This window comes from Kluyvera intermedia, from assembly GCF_034424175.1.
GTDB lineage: Bacteria > Pseudomonadota > Gammaproteobacteria > Enterobacterales > Enterobacteriaceae > Kluyvera > Kluyvera intermedia.
Map to the genome: position 1 here is coordinate 4,383,720 of NZ_CP139986.1, position 16,619 is coordinate 4,400,338.

At 53.9% G+C, this 16,619-nt stretch carries 15 protein-coding genes; 4 read left to right on the plus strand and 11 right to left on the minus strand.

What is annotated here, in order from left to right; translation table 11 throughout:
* Nucleotides 1–19: 19 nt before the first annotated feature.
* Nucleotides 20–1,267, minus strand: a complete 1,248-nt coding sequence (locus U0026_RS21090; RefSeq protein ID WP_062778025.1) for a conjugal transfer protein TraF — start codon at nucleotides 1,265–1,267, stop codon at nucleotides 20–22.
* 172 nt (nucleotides 1,268–1,439) lie between these two features.
* Nucleotides 1,440–1,928, minus strand: a complete 489-nt coding sequence (locus U0026_RS21095) for a cupin domain-containing protein (RefSeq protein ID WP_062778023.1) — start codon at nucleotides 1,926–1,928, stop codon at nucleotides 1,440–1,442.
* A gap of 125 nt (nucleotides 1,929–2,053) precedes the next feature.
* Here U0026_RS21095 and zur point away from each other — a divergent pair, with 125 nt between their 5' ends.
* A complete protein-coding gene (gene zur / locus U0026_RS21100) occupies nucleotides 2,054–2,569 on the plus strand; it encodes a zinc uptake transcriptional repressor Zur (RefSeq protein WP_062778021.1) in 516 nt (171 codons plus the stop codon).
* Between the two features lie 54 nt (nucleotides 2,570–2,623).
* Here the strand turns inward: zur and U0026_RS21105 are convergent, their stop codons facing one another.
* From U0026_RS21105 to U0026_RS21120, 4 genes are all read right to left on the minus strand, one after another.
* Nucleotides 2,624–2,833: a CsbD family protein gene (locus tag U0026_RS21105; RefSeq protein WP_062778019.1), complete on the minus strand. Its 210-nt coding sequence runs from the start codon at nucleotides 2,831–2,833 to the stop codon at nucleotides 2,624–2,626.
* Between the two features lie 140 nt (nucleotides 2,834–2,973).
* Nucleotides 2,974–4,293 carry an MATE family efflux transporter DinF gene (dinF, locus tag U0026_RS21110; RefSeq protein WP_062778017.1) on the minus strand — a complete coding sequence of 440 codons (1,320 nt, stop codon included), beginning with the start codon at nucleotides 4,291–4,293 and terminating at the stop codon, nucleotides 2,974–2,976.
* A gap of 69 nt (nucleotides 4,294–4,362) precedes the next feature.
* Nucleotides 4,363–4,971, minus strand: a complete 609-nt coding sequence (gene lexA, locus U0026_RS21115; protein WP_062778015.1) for a transcriptional repressor LexA — start codon at nucleotides 4,969–4,971, stop codon at nucleotides 4,363–4,365.
* A gap of 99 nt (nucleotides 4,972–5,070) precedes the next feature.
* Entirely contained in the window at nucleotides 5,071–5,439 is a 369-nt protein-coding gene (locus U0026_RS21120; protein WP_062778013.1) for a diacylglycerol kinase, read from the minus strand.
* A 128-nt stretch (nucleotides 5,440–5,567) separates the two neighbouring features.
* On the opposite strand from U0026_RS21120, the gene plsB reads away from it, so the two are divergent.
* Nucleotides 5,568–7,997: a glycerol-3-phosphate 1-O-acyltransferase PlsB gene (plsB, locus tag U0026_RS21125; RefSeq protein ID WP_062778011.1), complete on the plus strand. Its 2,430-nt coding sequence runs from the start codon at nucleotides 5,568–5,570 to the stop codon at nucleotides 7,995–7,997.
* A gap of 177 nt (nucleotides 7,998–8,174) precedes the next feature.
* Here the strand turns inward: plsB and ubiA are convergent, their stop codons facing one another.
* From ubiA to malK, 5 genes are all read right to left on the minus strand, one after another.
* The gene (gene ubiA / locus U0026_RS21130; protein WP_062778009.1) at nucleotides 8,175–9,047 is read right to left on the minus strand and encodes a 4-hydroxybenzoate octaprenyltransferase; all 873 of its coding nucleotides are present in this window, start codon (nucleotides 9,045–9,047) and stop codon (nucleotides 8,175–8,177) included.
* Between the two features lie 24 nt (nucleotides 9,048–9,071).
* Entirely contained in the window at nucleotides 9,072–9,569 is a 498-nt protein-coding gene (ubiC, locus tag U0026_RS21135; RefSeq protein WP_062778007.1) for a chorismate lyase, read from the minus strand.
* 187 nt (nucleotides 9,570–9,756) lie between these two features.
* On the minus strand, nucleotides 9,757–10,695 hold the full coding sequence (malM, locus tag U0026_RS21140; protein WP_062778005.1) for a maltose operon protein MalM: 939 nt from the start codon (nucleotides 10,693–10,695) through the stop codon (nucleotides 9,757–9,759).
* Between the two features lie 115 nt (nucleotides 10,696–10,810).
* Nucleotides 10,811–12,169, minus strand: coding sequence for a maltoporin (locus tag U0026_RS21145; RefSeq protein ID WP_062778003.1), 1,359 nt, complete (start codon nucleotides 12,167–12,169; stop codon nucleotides 10,811–10,813).
* 102 nt (nucleotides 12,170–12,271) lie between these two features.
* Nucleotides 12,272–13,381, minus strand: a complete 1,110-nt coding sequence (gene malK / locus U0026_RS21150) for a maltose/maltodextrin ABC transporter ATP-binding protein MalK (RefSeq protein WP_062778000.1) — start codon at nucleotides 13,379–13,381, stop codon at nucleotides 12,272–12,274.
* Between the two features lie 369 nt (nucleotides 13,382–13,750).
* Between malK and malE the strand changes: the two genes are divergently transcribed.
* Both malE and malF read left to right on the plus strand, forming a co-directional pair.
* Entirely contained in the window at nucleotides 13,751–14,941 is a 1,191-nt protein-coding gene (gene malE, locus U0026_RS21155; RefSeq protein ID WP_062777997.1) for a maltose/maltodextrin ABC transporter substrate-binding protein MalE, read from the plus strand.
* A 124-nt stretch (nucleotides 14,942–15,065) separates the two neighbouring features.
* Nucleotides 15,066–16,610: a maltose ABC transporter permease MalF gene (gene malF / locus U0026_RS21160; RefSeq protein ID WP_062777994.1), complete on the plus strand. Its 1,545-nt coding sequence runs from the start codon at nucleotides 15,066–15,068 to the stop codon at nucleotides 16,608–16,610.
* Nucleotides 16,611–16,619: the final 9 nt, after the last annotated feature.

A 16,619-nucleotide genomic window follows, 5' to 3' on the forward strand; every position in this document is an offset into this window, starting at 1 on the left:
TGGCCGGGAATAGTGCGGTTTAGAACGTGACGCTGACCTGCGCGCCTGCGCCCCAGGTTTGGTCTTCGCCGTACAGCCCCATCAGGTCGAGGTGTACCCGGTTAAACGGTGCAAAACCGACGCCGCCGGTGAAGACGTTGCTGTCGTTATCCTTGACGTCTGCACGGTAGCCTGCGCGCAGTGCCAACCAGTCGAGCGGACGTACCTCGGCACCGACGCCGACGTATTGCGAGCTTTCCTCACTCTTGAAGCCTTTGGTTTCCGTCAGATCACCATCAGCGCTCAGGGTAAGCATGTCGGTATGCCAGGCCACGCCTGCGGTGACCAGCGGACGGATTTGGTACGTGTCGCGCACACCGTCCACCTCTTTGGTGTCGATATCGCGGGAGAACAGGTTTTGCCCACTCAGCCCCACAGTCCAGTTGTCGCCAAAGTCGGCGGCCATCCCGGCATCCACGTTAAAACCGGTGTCGTCGTTACGATAGCGGCTGCTATTGATATCGTCGCTGCTGAAGTTGTAGATCGACACGGTGTAGTTATAGAGCCAGGTTTTTTGCAGTTTTGGCGTCACGCCAAATGATACCGGCACGCCACCAAAATCAAACTGGCGGGCAATAGCAACACCGTAGTCGGAAACGATCGCCGCTCGGCCATAACCTTTAGATTTGAGATTTTGTGGGTTAACCGCCAGTGCGCTGGAAGGCACGGCTTCAACGCCACGCAGCAGGTCAATATCGCCCTGGTCGATATACGAACTCACTCGCGCCCGAGCGCTAGCTTTCGCCACAAACGCCACGTCCAGAGTCTCATTCGGAATACTCACCGCCAGCCCCGCCCCAGCTTTCGCACTGGCGGTTTTTCCCTGGAGTGAAGAGAGCTGATCCGCTAAATCACCGGCGGCAGATGAAACCTGTCGGTAGCCCGCACTGCCGGGGACGAACAGGTCGAAAAGATTGATATTGTCCAGAGAGTGGCGATAGTTGTTTACATCGTCGCTGATATCATCAATTTTATCGCGCAGATTGTCCTTGTCTGATATCTGCGCACCAATTGTCGGTAGGATCACCGTCACATTATCGTCCGGTTTGGATTTTGCCAGCAACGCTGGGTTAATCAGCACCCCGCTACCGTATTTCGCGGAAGCGACACCGGTGCCACCCATGGCGTCATTTCTGGCTTCCGTCCAGCCGTTTGCTGCCCCTGCCTGTCCTGCCACTAAAAAAGAGACAGCGATCCCCATCAGCGAAAATTTTTCGTTTTTTTTCACAGTTTGCCCGTTTTATTGTCTGTTATGAAACAACACTCCCTCTGTTATCACCCAGAGAGAGAAGAACTATTGCTGTGAATAACGGGACAAAAAGCGGTTTGTTCCCTTAACTGAAATTTTCGACAGGCTATATTTATTAGTAAGCGCCCTAATCTTTTATAGAAGAGGATCGTTAATTTCGCCCAGGTTTTCCGTCGTGTGGGCCAAAAAACTGCGGTGGGTGATCCACCCAACGGTCTTCACGGGTGACAGCATACGACGCATTTAGCGGATAGTAGATTCGGTTCGACCGCTTGTTTGCCTCACCGACTACCAATAAACGCACCTCTTCTGAGGTGTTATTGATAAAGGTGTGACAGACACCGGTTCCGGCCGGAAAACCGACGCTATCACCCGGTTCCAGCTTCCACAAATAACCATTAATCCATGCCTGAGGGTAGCCCTCCAGCACATAGATAAACTCTTCCTCATCACTTTCAGCATGCGGGTAAGAGGTGCGACGGCCCGGTGGTAAACGCTCGTGATGAATACCAAGATGCCTAAGCCCCAACGCACGAGCCAGCGGCGCGCCAATAGCAAAGCGTTCTTCACTATCGGGATAAGTCGAATTATCGGGTCCTTCAACATCGTGCCAATGGCGAATGCAATCGGGTCTTTTCATCATTTTCGTCCTGAGTGTGAACTAAGCCTGCTATAACACACCTATAGCACACGGGTGGAAACTCGGCGTTTCTAACATAACATGATAAAGTATGCGTTTGTTTCACCCGTAACTCGAGGACGCCAATGGATAAGACCACTACGCAAGAACTGTTAGCGCAAGCTGAATTGCTGTGCGCGCAACGCGGCGTGCGCCTGACTCCGCAACGTCTGGAAGTACTGCGTCTGATGAGTCTGCAGGAAGGGGCGATTAGCGCCTACGATCTGCTCGATCTACTGCGCGTCAAAGAACCCCAGGCTAAGCCGCCAACGGTTTATCGCGCACTGGAGTTTCTGCTCGAGCAAGGTTTTGTGCATAAAGTGGAGTCTGCGAACAGCTACGTGCTCTGTCACCTGTTCGATCAACCGACTCACACCTCGGCGATGTTTATCTGCGACCGCTGCGATGTGGTGAAAGAAGAGTGTGCGGAAGGGGTGGAAGATATCATGCATACGCTGGCGGCAAAAATGGGCTTTGCCCTGCGCCATAACGTTATTGAAGCACATGGTTTGTGTTCAGGCTGCGTGGAAGTAGAAGCGTGCCGGGCGCATGAAGATTGCCAACACGACCATACCATTCAGATTAAAAAGAAATCCCGCTAGTGGCTGCTTAACGGGGGAGCGTACGTCCTTGTACGCACGGGTAGGAATTATACGTTACCAGTGATGGTTATTACGTTTGTCCCAGCTATCGACCTCTTTCTCCGCTTCATCCTTCGCGTAGCCGTAGCGTTCCTGAATTTTACCGACCAGCTGATCGCGTTTACCTTCGATCACCGTCATATCGTCATCGGTCAGTTTGCCCCATTGCTCTTTCACTTTACCTTTAAGCTGTTTCCAGTTGCCGCCGATTTCGTCTTTATTCATCATCAAATCCTCGAACGTCAGTGATTGAACTAGTGAACTAAAGGTTGCTGTAGAGCAGACGTCTTTTTCTCTAAGCGTGAGATTAATTGTAGTCACTCATTCTGGGGTTGATTCACTATTCGGAATCTTTAACCGTTCCGTCAGAGAAACCAGCTATTGTTCCGCCAGTGCCGACGCCAGATAACCGCCAGAGACAAACCGCGCAAAGCAAGGAAAACAGCCAGCGCTAGCCACAGACCGTGATTGCCAAGAACCGGCAGCGCCAGCAGCGTTAACGCAAAACCTACCGCCGCTACCGCCATGCTGTTACGCATCTCCGCCCCACGCGTTGCCCCGATAAACATGCCATCGAGCAAGTAACACCACACGCCAATCACCGGTAACACCACCTGCCAGAGCACATAGCGATCGGCTAGCTGTTGTAGTTCGGGCAATGAAGTCAGCAACGCAACGATATGCTCACCGAAAACGGCATAAATCAGCGCGAAGGCTAGCGCAACCACGCCGGCCTGACGACACGCAGCCCGCCAGACCTCCAGCAATTTGCTACCATCCCGCGCGCCGTAGGCCTGCCCGGAATGCGCTTCTACCGCATAGGCGAAGCCGTCCAGTGCATAGGCCGTGAAGGTCAGCATGGTCATCAGCACCGCATTCACCGCCACCACGTCGCTACCAAGACGCGCGCCAAAAACGGTCACGGCACCAAAGCAAAGCTGGAGCAGCAACGAGCGCAGCATGATGTCGCGGTTCAGCGCCAGCAAGCGGCGGAAGTCACCCGCCCAGGCGGTTTTGAGCATTGCCCAGGAAATCCCGCGCATCACCAGCACCTTACGCACCATGCCCAATCCCACCAGCAAGGTAGCGTATTCGGCAATCGCCGTTGCCAGCGCCGCGCCCTGCACGTTCATGTGTAGCCCCATAACCAGCCACAGATCGAGCACAATGTTCAGAACGTTACCGACCACCAGTAGCACTACGGGCGCTCGCGCATATTGCACGCCGAGCAACCAGCCCAGCAGTACGAGGTTTGCCAGTGATGCCGGAGCGCTTAGCCAACGGATGGAAAGAAAACGCCGCGCCTGCTCCAGCACTTCACCGCTCCCTCCGACGATGGACAGCGCCAACTCAATCAATGGATTTCTGAAGAGGACAATCAGCAATCCGGCCCCCAGCGCCAGCAGCAGCGGCTGCACCAGCGCACGAGCCAGCGCCTGCGGATTTTTGGCGCCAAACGCCTGTGATGTCAGGCCAGTAGTGCTCATACGTAAAAACAGCAATAGCATGAACAGGAAACTGGTCGCAGTGGCGCCAATCGCCACGCCGCCGAGGTAAACGGGACTGTCGAGGTGACCAATAACCGCGGTATCCACCAGCCCCAGAAGAGGAACGGTGATGTTGGAGAAGATCATGGGAAGCGCCAGGCGCCACAGGGCCTTATCGGCGGAAGTCAGAAGCGGCATGTGTGTATACCAGAAAGAAAAAAGGCTGTGATAGCGAAAGCCTCACAGCCGTTTAAGACAGGGGAAGAGTTACAGCCATTCACCGTTGCGGATAACGCCAACGGCTAGCCCTTCAATCGAGAAGTTCTGCTGACGCAGATCGACCACGATAGGGGAAAATTCGCTGTTTTCGGGCAGCAATTCGACGACGTTACCCTGTTTTTTCAGGCGTTTCACCGTCACTTCTTCGTCGATACGCGCCACCACAACCTGGCCGTTACGCACGTCCTGAGTTTTATGCACAGCGAGCAGATCGCCATCCATAATCCCGATATCTTTCATCGACATGCCGCTCACCCGAAGCAGAAAATCTGCGCTCGGTTTGAACAGCGAAGGGTCAACCTGGTAGTGCCCTTCAATGTGCTGCTGCGCCAGCAGCGGTTCGCCCGCCGCCACACGGCCTACCAGTGGCAGGCCCGTTTCTTCTTCCACCAGCAGGCGGATGCCGCGAGAGGCGCCTGAGACAATCTCAAGAACCCCTTTACGCGCGAGCGCTTTAAGGTGTTCTTCAGCAGCGTTCGGGGAACGGAACCCCAAGCGCTGAGCAATTTCCGCACGTGTTGGCGGCATGCCCGTCTGGCTGATGTGATCCCGGATGAGATCAAACACCTCTTGCTGCCTGGTCGTTAATGCTTTCATTCCGCCCCCTGGGTGTATATACAGTTATGCTGTGAGTATATACAGCTAGTGTCTATTTTGGAACCATAAAACACGCAAAATCAGGCAGTTTTCACAGCTTTAGTGGAAATGCGCCCACAACAGGATGCCCCAGGTGAGAAGCGCGACGAAAATCGACAGTAGCACCGCCGCCGATCCCATGTCTTTCGCACGCCCCGACAGTTCGTGATGCTCCGAACCAATACGGTCAACTACCGCTTCCAGTGCACTATTGAGAATTTCCACTATCATCACCAACAGGACGGAGCCGATAAGCAGCACGCGGGTGATGGGATCAACATCCAGCCAGCAGGCGATGATAATCGCCACGACCGAGGCGGCCCCTTCCTGGCGGAAGGCAGCTTCGTTGATCCATGCCGCGCGAAATCCTTTCCAGGAATAGCCTGCAGCTTTGATGATTCGGGTGAGCCCAGTGGTATTATTGGCCATCTAAAGAACCTTTTTCATTTATACGTCTATGACAATGCGTGTTATGAAGCGGTAGAACAGAAATTCTGCCGACTTTCTGATATTCTTGCCGCGCATTTGCATGATTAACCAGAGGCTTTACATCGTTTATGTCCGGCTGGCCACGAATTTACTACAAATTACTGAATTTACCATTAAGTGTTCTGGTAAAGAGCAAGTCTATTCCGGCAGAACCTGCCCAGGAATTGGGGCTTGATACATCACGTCCAATTATGTACGTCCTGCCTTATAACTCTAAGGCCGACTTACTGACGCTGCGCGCCCAGTGTCTGGCGCACGAGCTTCCCGATCCGCTCGAACCGTTAGAAATCGACGGCACCCTGCTGCCGCGCTACGTGTTCATTCACGGCGGCCCGCGCGTCTTCACTTACTACACGCCGAAAGAAGAGTCGATTAAGCTGTTCCACGACTACCTCGATCTGCACCGTAGCAATCCAAATCTGGATGTGCAAATGGTGCCGGTGTCGGTGATGTTTGGGCGTTCTCCAGGTCGCGAGAAAGGCGAGGTGAATCCACCTCTGCGGATGCTGAACGGCTTCCAGAAATTCTTCGCCGTCTCCTGGCTGGGGCGCGATAGCTTCGTGCGTTTCTCCCCGTCCGTCTCACTGCGCCGCATGGCCGATGAACACGGCACGGATAAGACCATCGCCCAAAAACTGGCGCGTGTGGCCCGTATGCACTTTGCTCGTCAGCGCCTGGCAGCAGTAGGTCCACGCCTGCCTGCACGTCATGACCTGTTCAAAAAACTGCTGGCGTCAAAAGCGATTGCCAAAGCGGTAGAGGACGAAGCACGCAGCAAAAAAATCTCCCACGAAAAAGCGCAACAGAATGCCATTGCGCTGATGGAAGAGATTGCCGCTAACTTCTCCTACGAAATGATCCGTCTGACCGACCGTATCCTGAGTTTTACCTGGAACCGTCTGTATCAGGGGATTAACGTCAATAACGCCGAGCGCGTACGCCAGTTGGCGCACGACGGGCATGAGATTGTTTATGTGCCCTGCCACCGCAGTCACATGGACTATCTGCTGCTCTCTTACGTGCTCTACCACCAGGGGCTGGTGCCGCCACATATCGCTGCCGGTATCAACCTGAACTTCTGGCCAGCGGGCCCGATTTTCCGCCGCCTGGGCGCGTTCTTTATTCGCCGTACCTTTAAGGGCAATAAGCTCTACTCAACCGTGTTCCGCGAATATCTTGGCGAGCTGTTTAGCCGTGGTTATTCCGTGGAGTACTTCGTTGAGGGTGGTCGCTCCCGTACCGGTCGTCTGCTGGATCCGAAAACCGGCACCTTGTCGATGACGATTCAGGCGATGCTGCGCGGCGGTTCTCGTCCTATCACGCTGGTGCCAATCTACATTGGTTACGAGCACGTGATGGAAGTGGGCACTTACGCCAAAGAATTACGCGGCGCGACGAAAGAGAAAGAGAGCTTACCGCAGATGCTGCGAGGCTTGAGCAAACTGCGTAATTTGGGGCAGGGTTATGTGAACTTCGGTGAACCGATGTCGCTGATGTCCTATCTCAACCATCACGTACCGGAATGGCGCGAGTCTATCGATCCTATCGAAGCCGTGCGTCCGGCGTGGCTGACGCCAACCGTCAATAAGATGGCGGCAGAACTGATGGTGCGCATCAACAACGCCGGTGCGGCGAACGCCATGAACCTGTGCTGTACCGCGCTGCTGGCTTCTCGTCAGCGTTCGTTGACCCGCGAGCAGTTAACGCAGCAGCTGGATTGCTATCTAGACCTGATGCGTAACGCGCCGTACGCGCCGGATGCCACCGCGCCGAAAGCGTCGGCGAGCGAGCTTATCGACCACGCGCTGCAGATGAACAAGTTCGAAGTCGAGAAAGACACCATCGGCGATATCATCATTCTGCCGCGCGAGCAGGCGGTATTGATGACTTACTATCGCAATAACATTGCGCATATGTTGATGATGCCGTCGTTGTTAGCCTCGATTCTGACCCAGCACCGTGAGATCTCACGCGAGCAGGTTCTTGAGTACATTGGGACGCTGTATCCAATGCTGAAGGCAGAGCTGTTCCTACGCTGGGATCGCGAGGAGCTGCCGGCGGTTATCGATACGCTGATTGCTGAGATGGCGCGTCAGGAATTGGTCAACGTGGATAACGACAAGCTGCGTATCAACGCCTCTCATTCCCGTACCCTGCAACTGTTAGCCGCAGGCGCGCGTGAAACGCTGCAACGTTATGCGATCACCTTCTGGCTGCTGAGCGGAAACCCGTCGATGAACCGCAGTACGCTTGAGAAAGAGAGTCGCACGCTGGCTCAGCGTCTGTCTGTTCTGCACGGCATTAACTCACCGGAGTTCTTCGATAAAGCGGTGTTCTCATCGCTGGTGTTGACCCTGCGTGATGAAGGCTATATCAGCGACAGCGGCGACGCCGAGCCGGAAGAGACGATCAAGGTGTACCAGATGATGGCAAGCCTGATTACCCCGGACGTGCGCTTGACGATTGAGAGCGTGACGCAGGAAGAAGCGGCGCAGTAAAAACAAAAATCCCCGGCATCGACCGGGGATTTTTTTATGCTTTTGTAGCCCAGACGAGGTGTTTACGCCGACTCCGGGGTGATTCCGTGCCAATTCCCGGCGGCGCTGCGCTTGGCCGGGCTACCGGTGAGGTGTAGGCCGGATAAGGCAAAGCCGCCGTCCGGCAATGTGCACAGTTCAGAACTGCCAGTAGCTCATCGCCAGACCAATAAACAACACCAGCCCCACGTAGTTATTGTTTAAAAATGCCTGGAAGCAGGGGTCGCGTTCACGGTTACGGATAAGCTTCTGCTGATACACAAACAGCGCGCCAGCGACCAGAATCGACCAGTAGAACTCCCAGTTCAGGTCATTCAGCCAGCCAATCGCCGCCATTAGCGCCAGTACACCCGCCTGCAAAATACCGATAATCAGCCGGTCGTATTGGCCGAATAAAATGGCCGTCGATTTAATGCCGATTTTAACGTCATCGTCGCGATCAACCATCGCGTACTGGGTGTCATAGGCGACCGCCCACAGGATGTTTGCCAACAGCATCAACCAGCAACTGAGCGGTAAGGTTTCGCTAACGGCGGCAAACGCCATAGGGATTGACCAGCCAAAAGCCGCGCCCAACACCACCTGCGGCAAATGGGTGTAGCGCTTCATAAACGGGTAGACCCAAGCCAGCGCCAGACCGGCGACCGACAGCAGGATGGTCATGGTGTTGAGCGTTAGTACCAGCAAGAACGACAGCAGTACCAGCACAGCAAACAGGATCCGCGCCTCTTTCTCGCTCACCGCACCGCTAGGAAGCGGACGGTTTGCTGTGCGCTTCACGTGCCCATCAAATTTACGGTCGGCGTAGTCGTTTACCACGCAGCCTGCGGCGCGCATCAACCAGACACCCGCGACGAACACCGCCAGAATCCACAATGGTGGTACGCCCGGTGCCGCGACCCACAGCGCCCATAGCGTTGGCCACAGCAGCAACAGTGCGCCAATCGGTTTGTCCGTGCGCATCAGTCGGTGATAAGCCATCAGCTTACCCGACCTAAGACTCGTCTCCATTTTCCTTCTTCCTCTTAATGCAGCTTAATACAGCGGCGACGCCGGTAAAAACAGCTCTGTCAGCAGCAGCGGTTTCCCGCTCAGACGGAGGCGAGAACGACGCCCCCACAGCGCATCGTGACGCCCAATTTCAATAAAGTCGCGGGTCAGTTGGGAGGACGTAAACAGATAACGCCCCAGTGGGGTTTTCCCCAGTTGCTGTAGCGCCAGCTCTGGCCCACAGAGGGTTGATTCAGGCACCACGGTACGCCCGGCAAGCCACGGTTCGTCACCCACGCACAATAATATTTCTCGCAGCCAATAGCGAGGTTCTTCCGGCAATAGATGCTGTTCACTGGTCAATGCATCGCGGTGGATAAATTCTTCGTTTAATAGCGTAACGCTAACCGGTTTCCCATACTGCTCAAACCGTTTGGTCATAGAATCTTCCAGCATCAGCCAATCACGCAGAGCCGGTTCGAGCGGGGGAACGACGTCAAAATAGCGCAAATTACGCAGTTGCGTCAGTGCAGAGTGCGACATGCCTGTCTCTCCAATACATAGCGTTCAGGCATTGTATCGCAGAAAGGCGTGGGAGGGAGTGCAGGAATGGTCAAATACGATCATAAGCGCAACAGCGGTGCAACAGATGATGCTAGATGCCAAAAAAGGTGCGCCCGTGAGGGCACACCGAAAGGCTTCGCCTAAACATCCGCGCTGCGGGGAGAACTTACCCCTTGCCTTTTACAGCGCCGATAAAGGTGGAACGAGCAGATTTGGAGCCCAGACGTTCGGCTTCATTCATCAATTTCAGGGCCTTGTCGATGTCCCCTTTCGCCACAGCTTGTTTAATACCGTTGTTAAAGTAGCTTTCGGTATCGTTGAGCATCGGTTCCGCTTTTGCAGCAGGAGCCGGAGCTGCTGCGACGGCTGCCGCAGGTGCTGCATAGGTTGGTGCGGCGGTATTACCGACGGTCACCGGAGCCGGGCCGGAAGAGCCGAATAGTGGGCCAACCAGTACGCTGGAGCTGCTGTTGGTTTTCACTTTCAGCTTCACCAGACCGTCGGTGGTGTGTTTTGCAATCGGGTCTGGAATATCCGGGATCGCGTTGCCAATACCTTTGGCATAAGCTTTTGCCGGATCCAGCAGCTTAGTGGTCTGCTGCAAATCTTTTTCAGTAGTAAAGACCAGTACGTAGAGTTTTTGCTGTCCCAGCGCTGGCGTCAAACGCATAACACCTTCCAGGCGGTCGGCGCTCATGACACCCGGTTCCTGGTAGGTAAAGTAGCTGCTAGGGAAATAGGCAGAAGGCGTCATATTCTGATCAAGAATCAACACATTCGGTGCAAAGACGGTAGTTTGTTTGTTCACTTCGCTGGATAGCGTCAGCGTGAGTTCGCCAATGTTAGCCGGTACGCTGTAAGCAACAACTTTACCGGTGATACCTGGAACATTCAGCGTTTGTCCGCCCACCGCAATTTGCGTGGACTGAACTTTAGATTGGTCGACCGGCGTCCAGGTCAGTTGTTGCAAGGACGACATCGGGATGGTTGGCGCGGCGCTGGTGTTTTGCGGCACATAGTTGACGTCGGCAAGGCTGATGCCCGGGACGCTCGCCATTAATCCAGCGGTTAAACATAGAGCAACGAGACTTTTTTTCATTTTCATTATGATGACCTCAGAAATCGCCAGTCTAGCGGTGGCCAGGCAATAGCGCGCTAAACCTTATGAAATAGAGGGGCTTGCGCCCCTCGTCAGATTATTGCTTCAGGTTAATGCTGAATTACCACCAGATTTCCATCTGAGCACCGAAGGAGAACTCATCGCTGTCGCCGCGGCTGGTGTTGGATGTGCTTGAGTTGCTTGAAACGGCATAACGAGTTGCATCGCCGTTGCTGTTTTTCGCGTAGCCCCAGTTTTCATCCCATTTCGCATAGGTTGCGAACACACGGATCGCCGGACGAGACCAGATGCTGTCACCCGCCTGCCATTGTTGTGCCAGGGTGATTTTGTACTGGCTGTTACGGTCGCCAGTCTGCTGGGATTTCACGTTGTCATAGCCAACTTCCAGCAAGGTGCTCATGATTGGTGTCCATTTGTACATTGGACGGATACCCACGGTATACCATTCGGTACCCAGGTCGTTATCCATATCGAGATTCTGATACATACCGACGTACATCAGGTCCCAATCGTCACTCAGAGAGATAGCACCGTGGTCTAATACGCGCACCAGGCTACCGTTGTTGTTTACAACGTTGTTGGCGTAGTTCGTTTTTGTACCGTCTGGATTGGTAATGGTTATCGTAGAAGAACCGAAGGAGCCCTGAGACAGCCCTTTACCCTGAGAAGTCATAGAGTCAGTTGCGTACTGAACAACAAACTTGTTGTAGCCTTTCAGCATGCTCTGGGTATGTTCAGCGGTGAACATCCAGCCATCTTTAGAAGCGCCATCTGCCAGGCTGTAGTCATCAGTGGTGTTTGCACGACCGTAGTCAGCACCCAGTTCCAGCATGCCGTCTGGGTTGATAGCCAGCTGCGCTAAACGCACGTCAAAGACGTCGTTGGCGGTATCTTTGGTTTTGTCATAAATATTCTGGCTGCTGAAGGCATAAGAACCACCAGCTTCCTGAGAACGGGTCGCTGCCAGAGACAGTTTACCGAAGCCCAGATCGACGTTTTCGATACCCGCACCAGGACCTGAAATATCCCAGTAGTAGAAGTCGATCATGTGAACATCATGACGTTGGTAGAAGCGCTTACCGGCCCAGATAGTGGAGCCTGGCAGCCAATCAATCAGGTTTTTACCCTGCACGTTTGCTTCACGGAATGCTGGGTCAGTCCCTTCCCAGTCATTCTGCTGGGCAACGGAGTAAGCCACGTTAGTGTCGAAGTAGAAGCTCTTATCGCCTTCTTTCCACACTTCCTGGCCTAATTTCAGTTCGGCGTAGGTTTCACATTCGTTACCGAGACGGTATTTACTTTGTGCACCAGTTGCCTGGAAACATTGTTGTTCGCCACCGCTACCTGTCCAGCCAATACCGGAACGTGCGTAGCCATGGAAATCTACTGCCATTGCTTGAGCAGACATAATGCCTGCAGCAACAGCAACCGCCACGGGGAGTTTGCGCAGAGTAATCATCTATTCTATCTCCTGAGATCATTGCTTTTCTTTAACATTTCACCCCGTAACGCCTTATCGTTGGCGGTGTAAGGGTTTCCTGTTTGTTTTGTTATGGGGCTCTTAAACACCGGGTTCTTTGTGCAGCCGACGACATGCAGTGCCATCTTCTCGGAACAGATGACAACGCTCTGGCGGCAAACCAATGGCGAATGTGGCACCCTCTTCTACCAACACCACGTCGTTCTGGCGGTACACCAGGTTTTGACGAATGGCGGGGATCTGGATATGAATTTGTGTTTCGTGACCGAGCTGTTCGACAACATTCACGATGCCTTCCAGCGTCACATCGGCGATGTGGCTAGGCAGCAGGTGTTCAGGGCGGATGCCCAGCGACATGTTGGTACCAACATTCACGTTGCTGCTTTCTACCGGTAGCCAGATTTGCTGGCGGTTCGGCAGCTCAACCTGCACCTGATCAATTGCAGTTGCGGTGACTTTAACCGGCAGGAAGTTCATCTTCGGCGAGCCGATAAAGCCCGCAACAAAGCGGTCAGCCGGGTAGTGATACAGCTCCAGCGGTTTACCCACCTGTGCTACGCGACCGGCATCCAGTACCACGATTTTGTCCGCGAGGGTCATGGCTTCGACCTGATCGTGGGTGACGTAAATCATCGTGCGGCCAAGGCGTTTGTGCAGACGGGAAATTTCAATACGCATCTGGACGCGCAGCGCCGCATCCAGGTTCGAAAGGGGTTCATCGAGCAGGAACACGCGTGGTTCTGCCACCAGCGTACGACCAATGGCGACACGCTGACGCTGACCACCGGAGAGCGCTTTCGGTTTACGTTCCAGCAAATGTGCTAGCTGTAAGACTTCAGCAACTTGCGTGACGCGCTGGTTGATCACCTCTTTTTTGGCACCCGCCAGTTTCAAACCAAAGGACATGTTCTCGGCAACGGAAAGGTGGGGATATAACGCATAGGACTGAAACACCATGCCCACGCCACGTTCAGCAGGTGGGATATCGTTCATGCGGGTTTCACCAATATACAGATCGCCACTGGTGATGGTTTCGAGGCCCGCGATCATACGCAGCAACGTTGATTTGCCACAGCCTGATGGCCCGACAAACACCACGAACTCCCCTTCCTGGATGTCGAGGTTAATATCTTTCGACACCACCACGTCTCCCCAGGCTTTCGTTACATTGCGTAGCTGTACGTTCGCCATGCCCTTCTCCCTCGTTACAACTCGTCACCAAAAGACACATTCAAGATGGGCTGACTATGCAGCAACCATCATTCTGGTGAATCCTCCACCCCCCCGGTTTTTTATGGGGGAGGAGGCGGGAGGATGAGGAGGCGCGCTCTGCTCCCGATGACATCTCATCCGAACGAAAATCGTGATGGTGCTTGCAAAAACCGGCGCATTTTTTTGTGCGCTGGAACGCATAACCGGGGATTTTGTTATCGAGATCACACTAATAACCCCTAGGGCGTAGACTCCAGGAGGATGGAAAGGGGTTGCTAAAAAAGGAAACTCATCAACGTTAAACCACCTCTGTGTATCCACGAGTACATCACCAAAAAGGACGGATAGATGAAAATCAAAACTGGCGCTCGCATCCTTGCGCTTTCCGCATTGACCACGATGATGTTTTCCGCCTCTGCTCTGGCAAAAATTGAAGAGGGAAAGCTGGTTATCTGGATTAACGGCGACAAAGGCTATAACGGCCTGGCCGAGGTCGGTAAGAAATTCGAGAAAGATACCGGAATCAAAGTCACCATCGAACACCCGGATAAGCTGGAAGAGAAATTCCCGCAGGTTGCGGCAACTGGCGACGGCCCGGACATTATCTTCTGGGCACATGACCGCTTTGGCGGCTACGCACAGTCTGGCCTGCTGGCCGAAGTTACCCCAGATAAAGCGTTCCAGGACAAGCTCTACCCGTTCACCTGGGATGCAGTACGTTACAACGGCAAACTGATTGCTTACCCAATCGCGGTTGAAGCGCTGTCGCTGATTTACAACAAAGACCTCGTGCCTAACCCACCGAAAACCTGGGAAGAAATCCCAGCACTGGATAAAGAGCTGAAGGCAAAAGGTAAATCTGCGCTGATGTTCAACCTGCAAGAACCGTACTTCACATGGCCGCTGATTGCTGCCGACGGCGGTTACGCGTTCAAGTTTGAAAACGGCAAGTACGATGTGAAAGACGTGGGCGTAGATAGCGCTGGCGCGAAGGCGGGTCTGGGCTTCCTGGTTGACCTTATCAAGAACAAGCACATGAACGCAGACACCGACTACTCCATCGCTGAAGCCGCCTTTAACAAAGGCGATACCGCAATGACCATCAACGGTCCGTGGGCGTGGTCGAACATCGATAAGAGCAAAATCAACTATGGCGTAACGCTGCTACCAACCTTCAAAGGCAAAGCGTCTAAACCGTTTGTTGGCGTACTGAGCGCGGGTATCAACGCTGCTAGCCCGAACAAAGAGCTGGCGAAAGAGTTCCTCGAAAACTACCTGCTGACCGATCAGGGTCTGGATGAAGTGAACAAGGACAAACCGCTGGGCGCTGTTGCGCTGAAATCCTTCCAGGACCAGTTAGCGAAAGATCCACGTATCGCGGCGACCATGGATAACGCCCAGAAAGGCGAAATCATGCCGAACATCCCACAGATGTCTGCATTCTGGTATGCCGTTCGTACCGCAGTGATCAACGCCGCCAGCGGTCGTCAGACCGTCGATTCTGCGCTGAAAGATGCACAAGGTCGTATCACCAAGTAATGTTTTTATCCCCTCTCCCGCAGGGAGAGGGTTAGGGTGAGGGTTGTTTAATATATCCGCCCTCACCCCGACCCTCTCCCCCAGGAGAGGGAGAAAAGCTCAAACGTTGTAGAGGAAGATCCCCATGGATGTCATTAAAAAGAAGCATTGGTGGCAAAGCGACCGGTTTAAATGGTCAGTGATAGGTCTGCTTGGACTGCTGGTGAGTTACCTTGTCGTTTTAATGTATGTACAGGGGGAGTACCTGTTTGCCATCATGACGCTGATTTTAAGTTCAGCGGGCCTGTATATTTTCGCCAATCGTAAAACCTACGCGTGGCGCTATGTTTACCCGGGCGTTGCCGGGATGGGGCTCTTCGTCCTGTTCCCGCTGATTTGTACTATCGCCATCGCATTTACCAACTACAGCAGCACCAACCAGCTGACCTTTGAACGCGCCCAGGAAGTCCTGATGGACCGCTCCTATCAGGCCGGTAAAACCTACGGCTTCGGCCTGTATCCTGCTGGTGACGAGTGGCAACTGGCTCTCACCGACGGTGAAAGTGGTAAAAATTATCTCTCCGACGCCTTCAAGTTTGGCGGCGAGCAGAAACTGCAACTAAAAGAGACCGACGCCCTGCCAACCGGTGAGCGCGCGGCACTACGCATCATCACCCAGAATCGTCAGGCACTGAACCAGCTCACTGCGGTTCTGCCGGATGACAGCAAAGTCACCATGAGCTCGCTGCGCCAGTTCTCCGGCACCCAGCCGCTCTATACGCTTGCCGACGACGGCCTGCTGACCAACAACCAAAGCGGCGTGAAATATCGTCCTAATAACGACATTGGTTTCTACCAGACCATTAACGCTGACGGCCACTGGGGCGATGAAAAACTCAGCCCGGGCTACACCGTGGGCATCGGCTGGGATAACTTCACCCGCGTCTTCACCGACGAAGGTATCAAAAAACCATTCTTCGCCATCTTCGTCTGGACGGTGGTGTTCTCCGTACTGACGGTGATCCTGACCGTAGCGGTCGGCATGATTCTGGCCTGCGTTGTACAGTGGGAATCGCTGAAGGGCAAAGCTATCTACCGCGTACTGCTGATTCTGCCGTATGCCGTTCCGTCGTTTATCTCAATTCTGATTTTCAAAGGGCTGTTCAACCAGAGCTTTGGTGAAATCAACATGATGCTGAGCGCGCTGTTTGGTATCAAACCGGCCTGGTTTAGCGACCCAACTACCGCGCGTTCGATGATTGTGATCGTCAACACCTGGCTGGGTTATCCGTACATGATGATCCTGTGCATGGGCCTGTTGAAAGCGATTCCGGACGACCTGTATGAAGCCTCGGCAATGGACGGCGCCGGGCCGTTCCAGAACTTCTTTAAGATTACGTTCCCGCTGCTGATTAAGCCGCTCACGCCGCTGATGATCGCCAGCTTTGCCTTTAACTTTAACAACTTCGTACTGATTCAGCTGTTGACCAACGGTGGCCCTGACCGCCTCGGCACCACGACGCCAGCCGGTTATACCGACCTGCTCGTGAGCTACACCTACCGCATCGCCTTTGAAGGCGGCGGCGGCCAGGACTTTGGTCTGGCGGCAGCGATTGCGACGCTTATCTTCCTGTTGGTTGGTGCGCTCGCGATAGTGAACCTGAAAGCCACGCGTATGAAGTTTGATTAAGGGAGACAA

Coding starts and splice junctions, on each gene's coding strand:
- lexA (WP_062778015.1), bottom strand. CDS start 4,971: ATGAAAGCATTAACGACCAGGCAGCAAGAGGTGTTTGATCTCATCCGG.
- ubiA (WP_062778009.1), bottom strand. CDS start 9,047: ATGGAGACGAGTCTTAGGTCGGGTAAGCTGATGGCTTATCACCGACTG.
- ubiC (WP_062778007.1), bottom strand. CDS start 9,569: ATGTCGCACTCTGCACTGACGCAACTGCGTAATTTGCGCTATTTTGAC.
- U0026_RS21145 (WP_062778003.1), bottom strand. CDS start 12,169: ATGATTACTCTGCGCAAACTCCCCGTGGCGGTTGCTGTTGCTGCAGGC.
- malK (WP_062778000.1), bottom strand. CDS start 13,381: ATGGCGAACGTACAGCTACGCAATGTAACGAAAGCCTGGGGAGACGTG.
- malF (WP_062777994.1), top strand. CDS start 15,066: ATGGATGTCATTAAAAAGAAGCATTGGTGGCAAAGCGACCGGTTTAAA.
- malE (WP_062777997.1), top strand. CDS start 13,751: ATGAAAATCAAAACTGGCGCTCGCATCCTTGCGCTTTCCGCATTGACC.
- U0026_RS21105 (WP_062778019.1), bottom strand. CDS start 2,833: ATGAATAAAGACGAAATCGGCGGCAACTGGAAACAGCTTAAAGGTAAA.
- U0026_RS21095 (WP_062778023.1), bottom strand. CDS start 1,928: ATGAAAAGACCCGATTGCATTCGCCATTGGCACGATGTTGAAGGACCC.
- malM (WP_062778005.1), bottom strand. CDS start 10,695: ATGAAAATGAAAAAAAGTCTCGTTGCTCTATGTTTAACCGCTGGATTA.
- dinF (WP_062778017.1), bottom strand. CDS start 4,293: ATGCCGCTTCTGACTTCCGCCGATAAGGCCCTGTGGCGCCTGGCGCTT.
- plsB (WP_062778011.1), top strand. CDS start 5,568: ATGTCCGGCTGGCCACGAATTTACTACAAATTACTGAATTTACCATTA.
- zur (WP_062778021.1), top strand. CDS start 2,054: ATGGATAAGACCACTACGCAAGAACTGTTAGCGCAAGCTGAATTGCTG.
- U0026_RS21120 (WP_062778013.1), bottom strand. CDS start 5,439: ATGGCCAATAATACCACTGGGCTCACCCGAATCATCAAAGCTGCAGGC.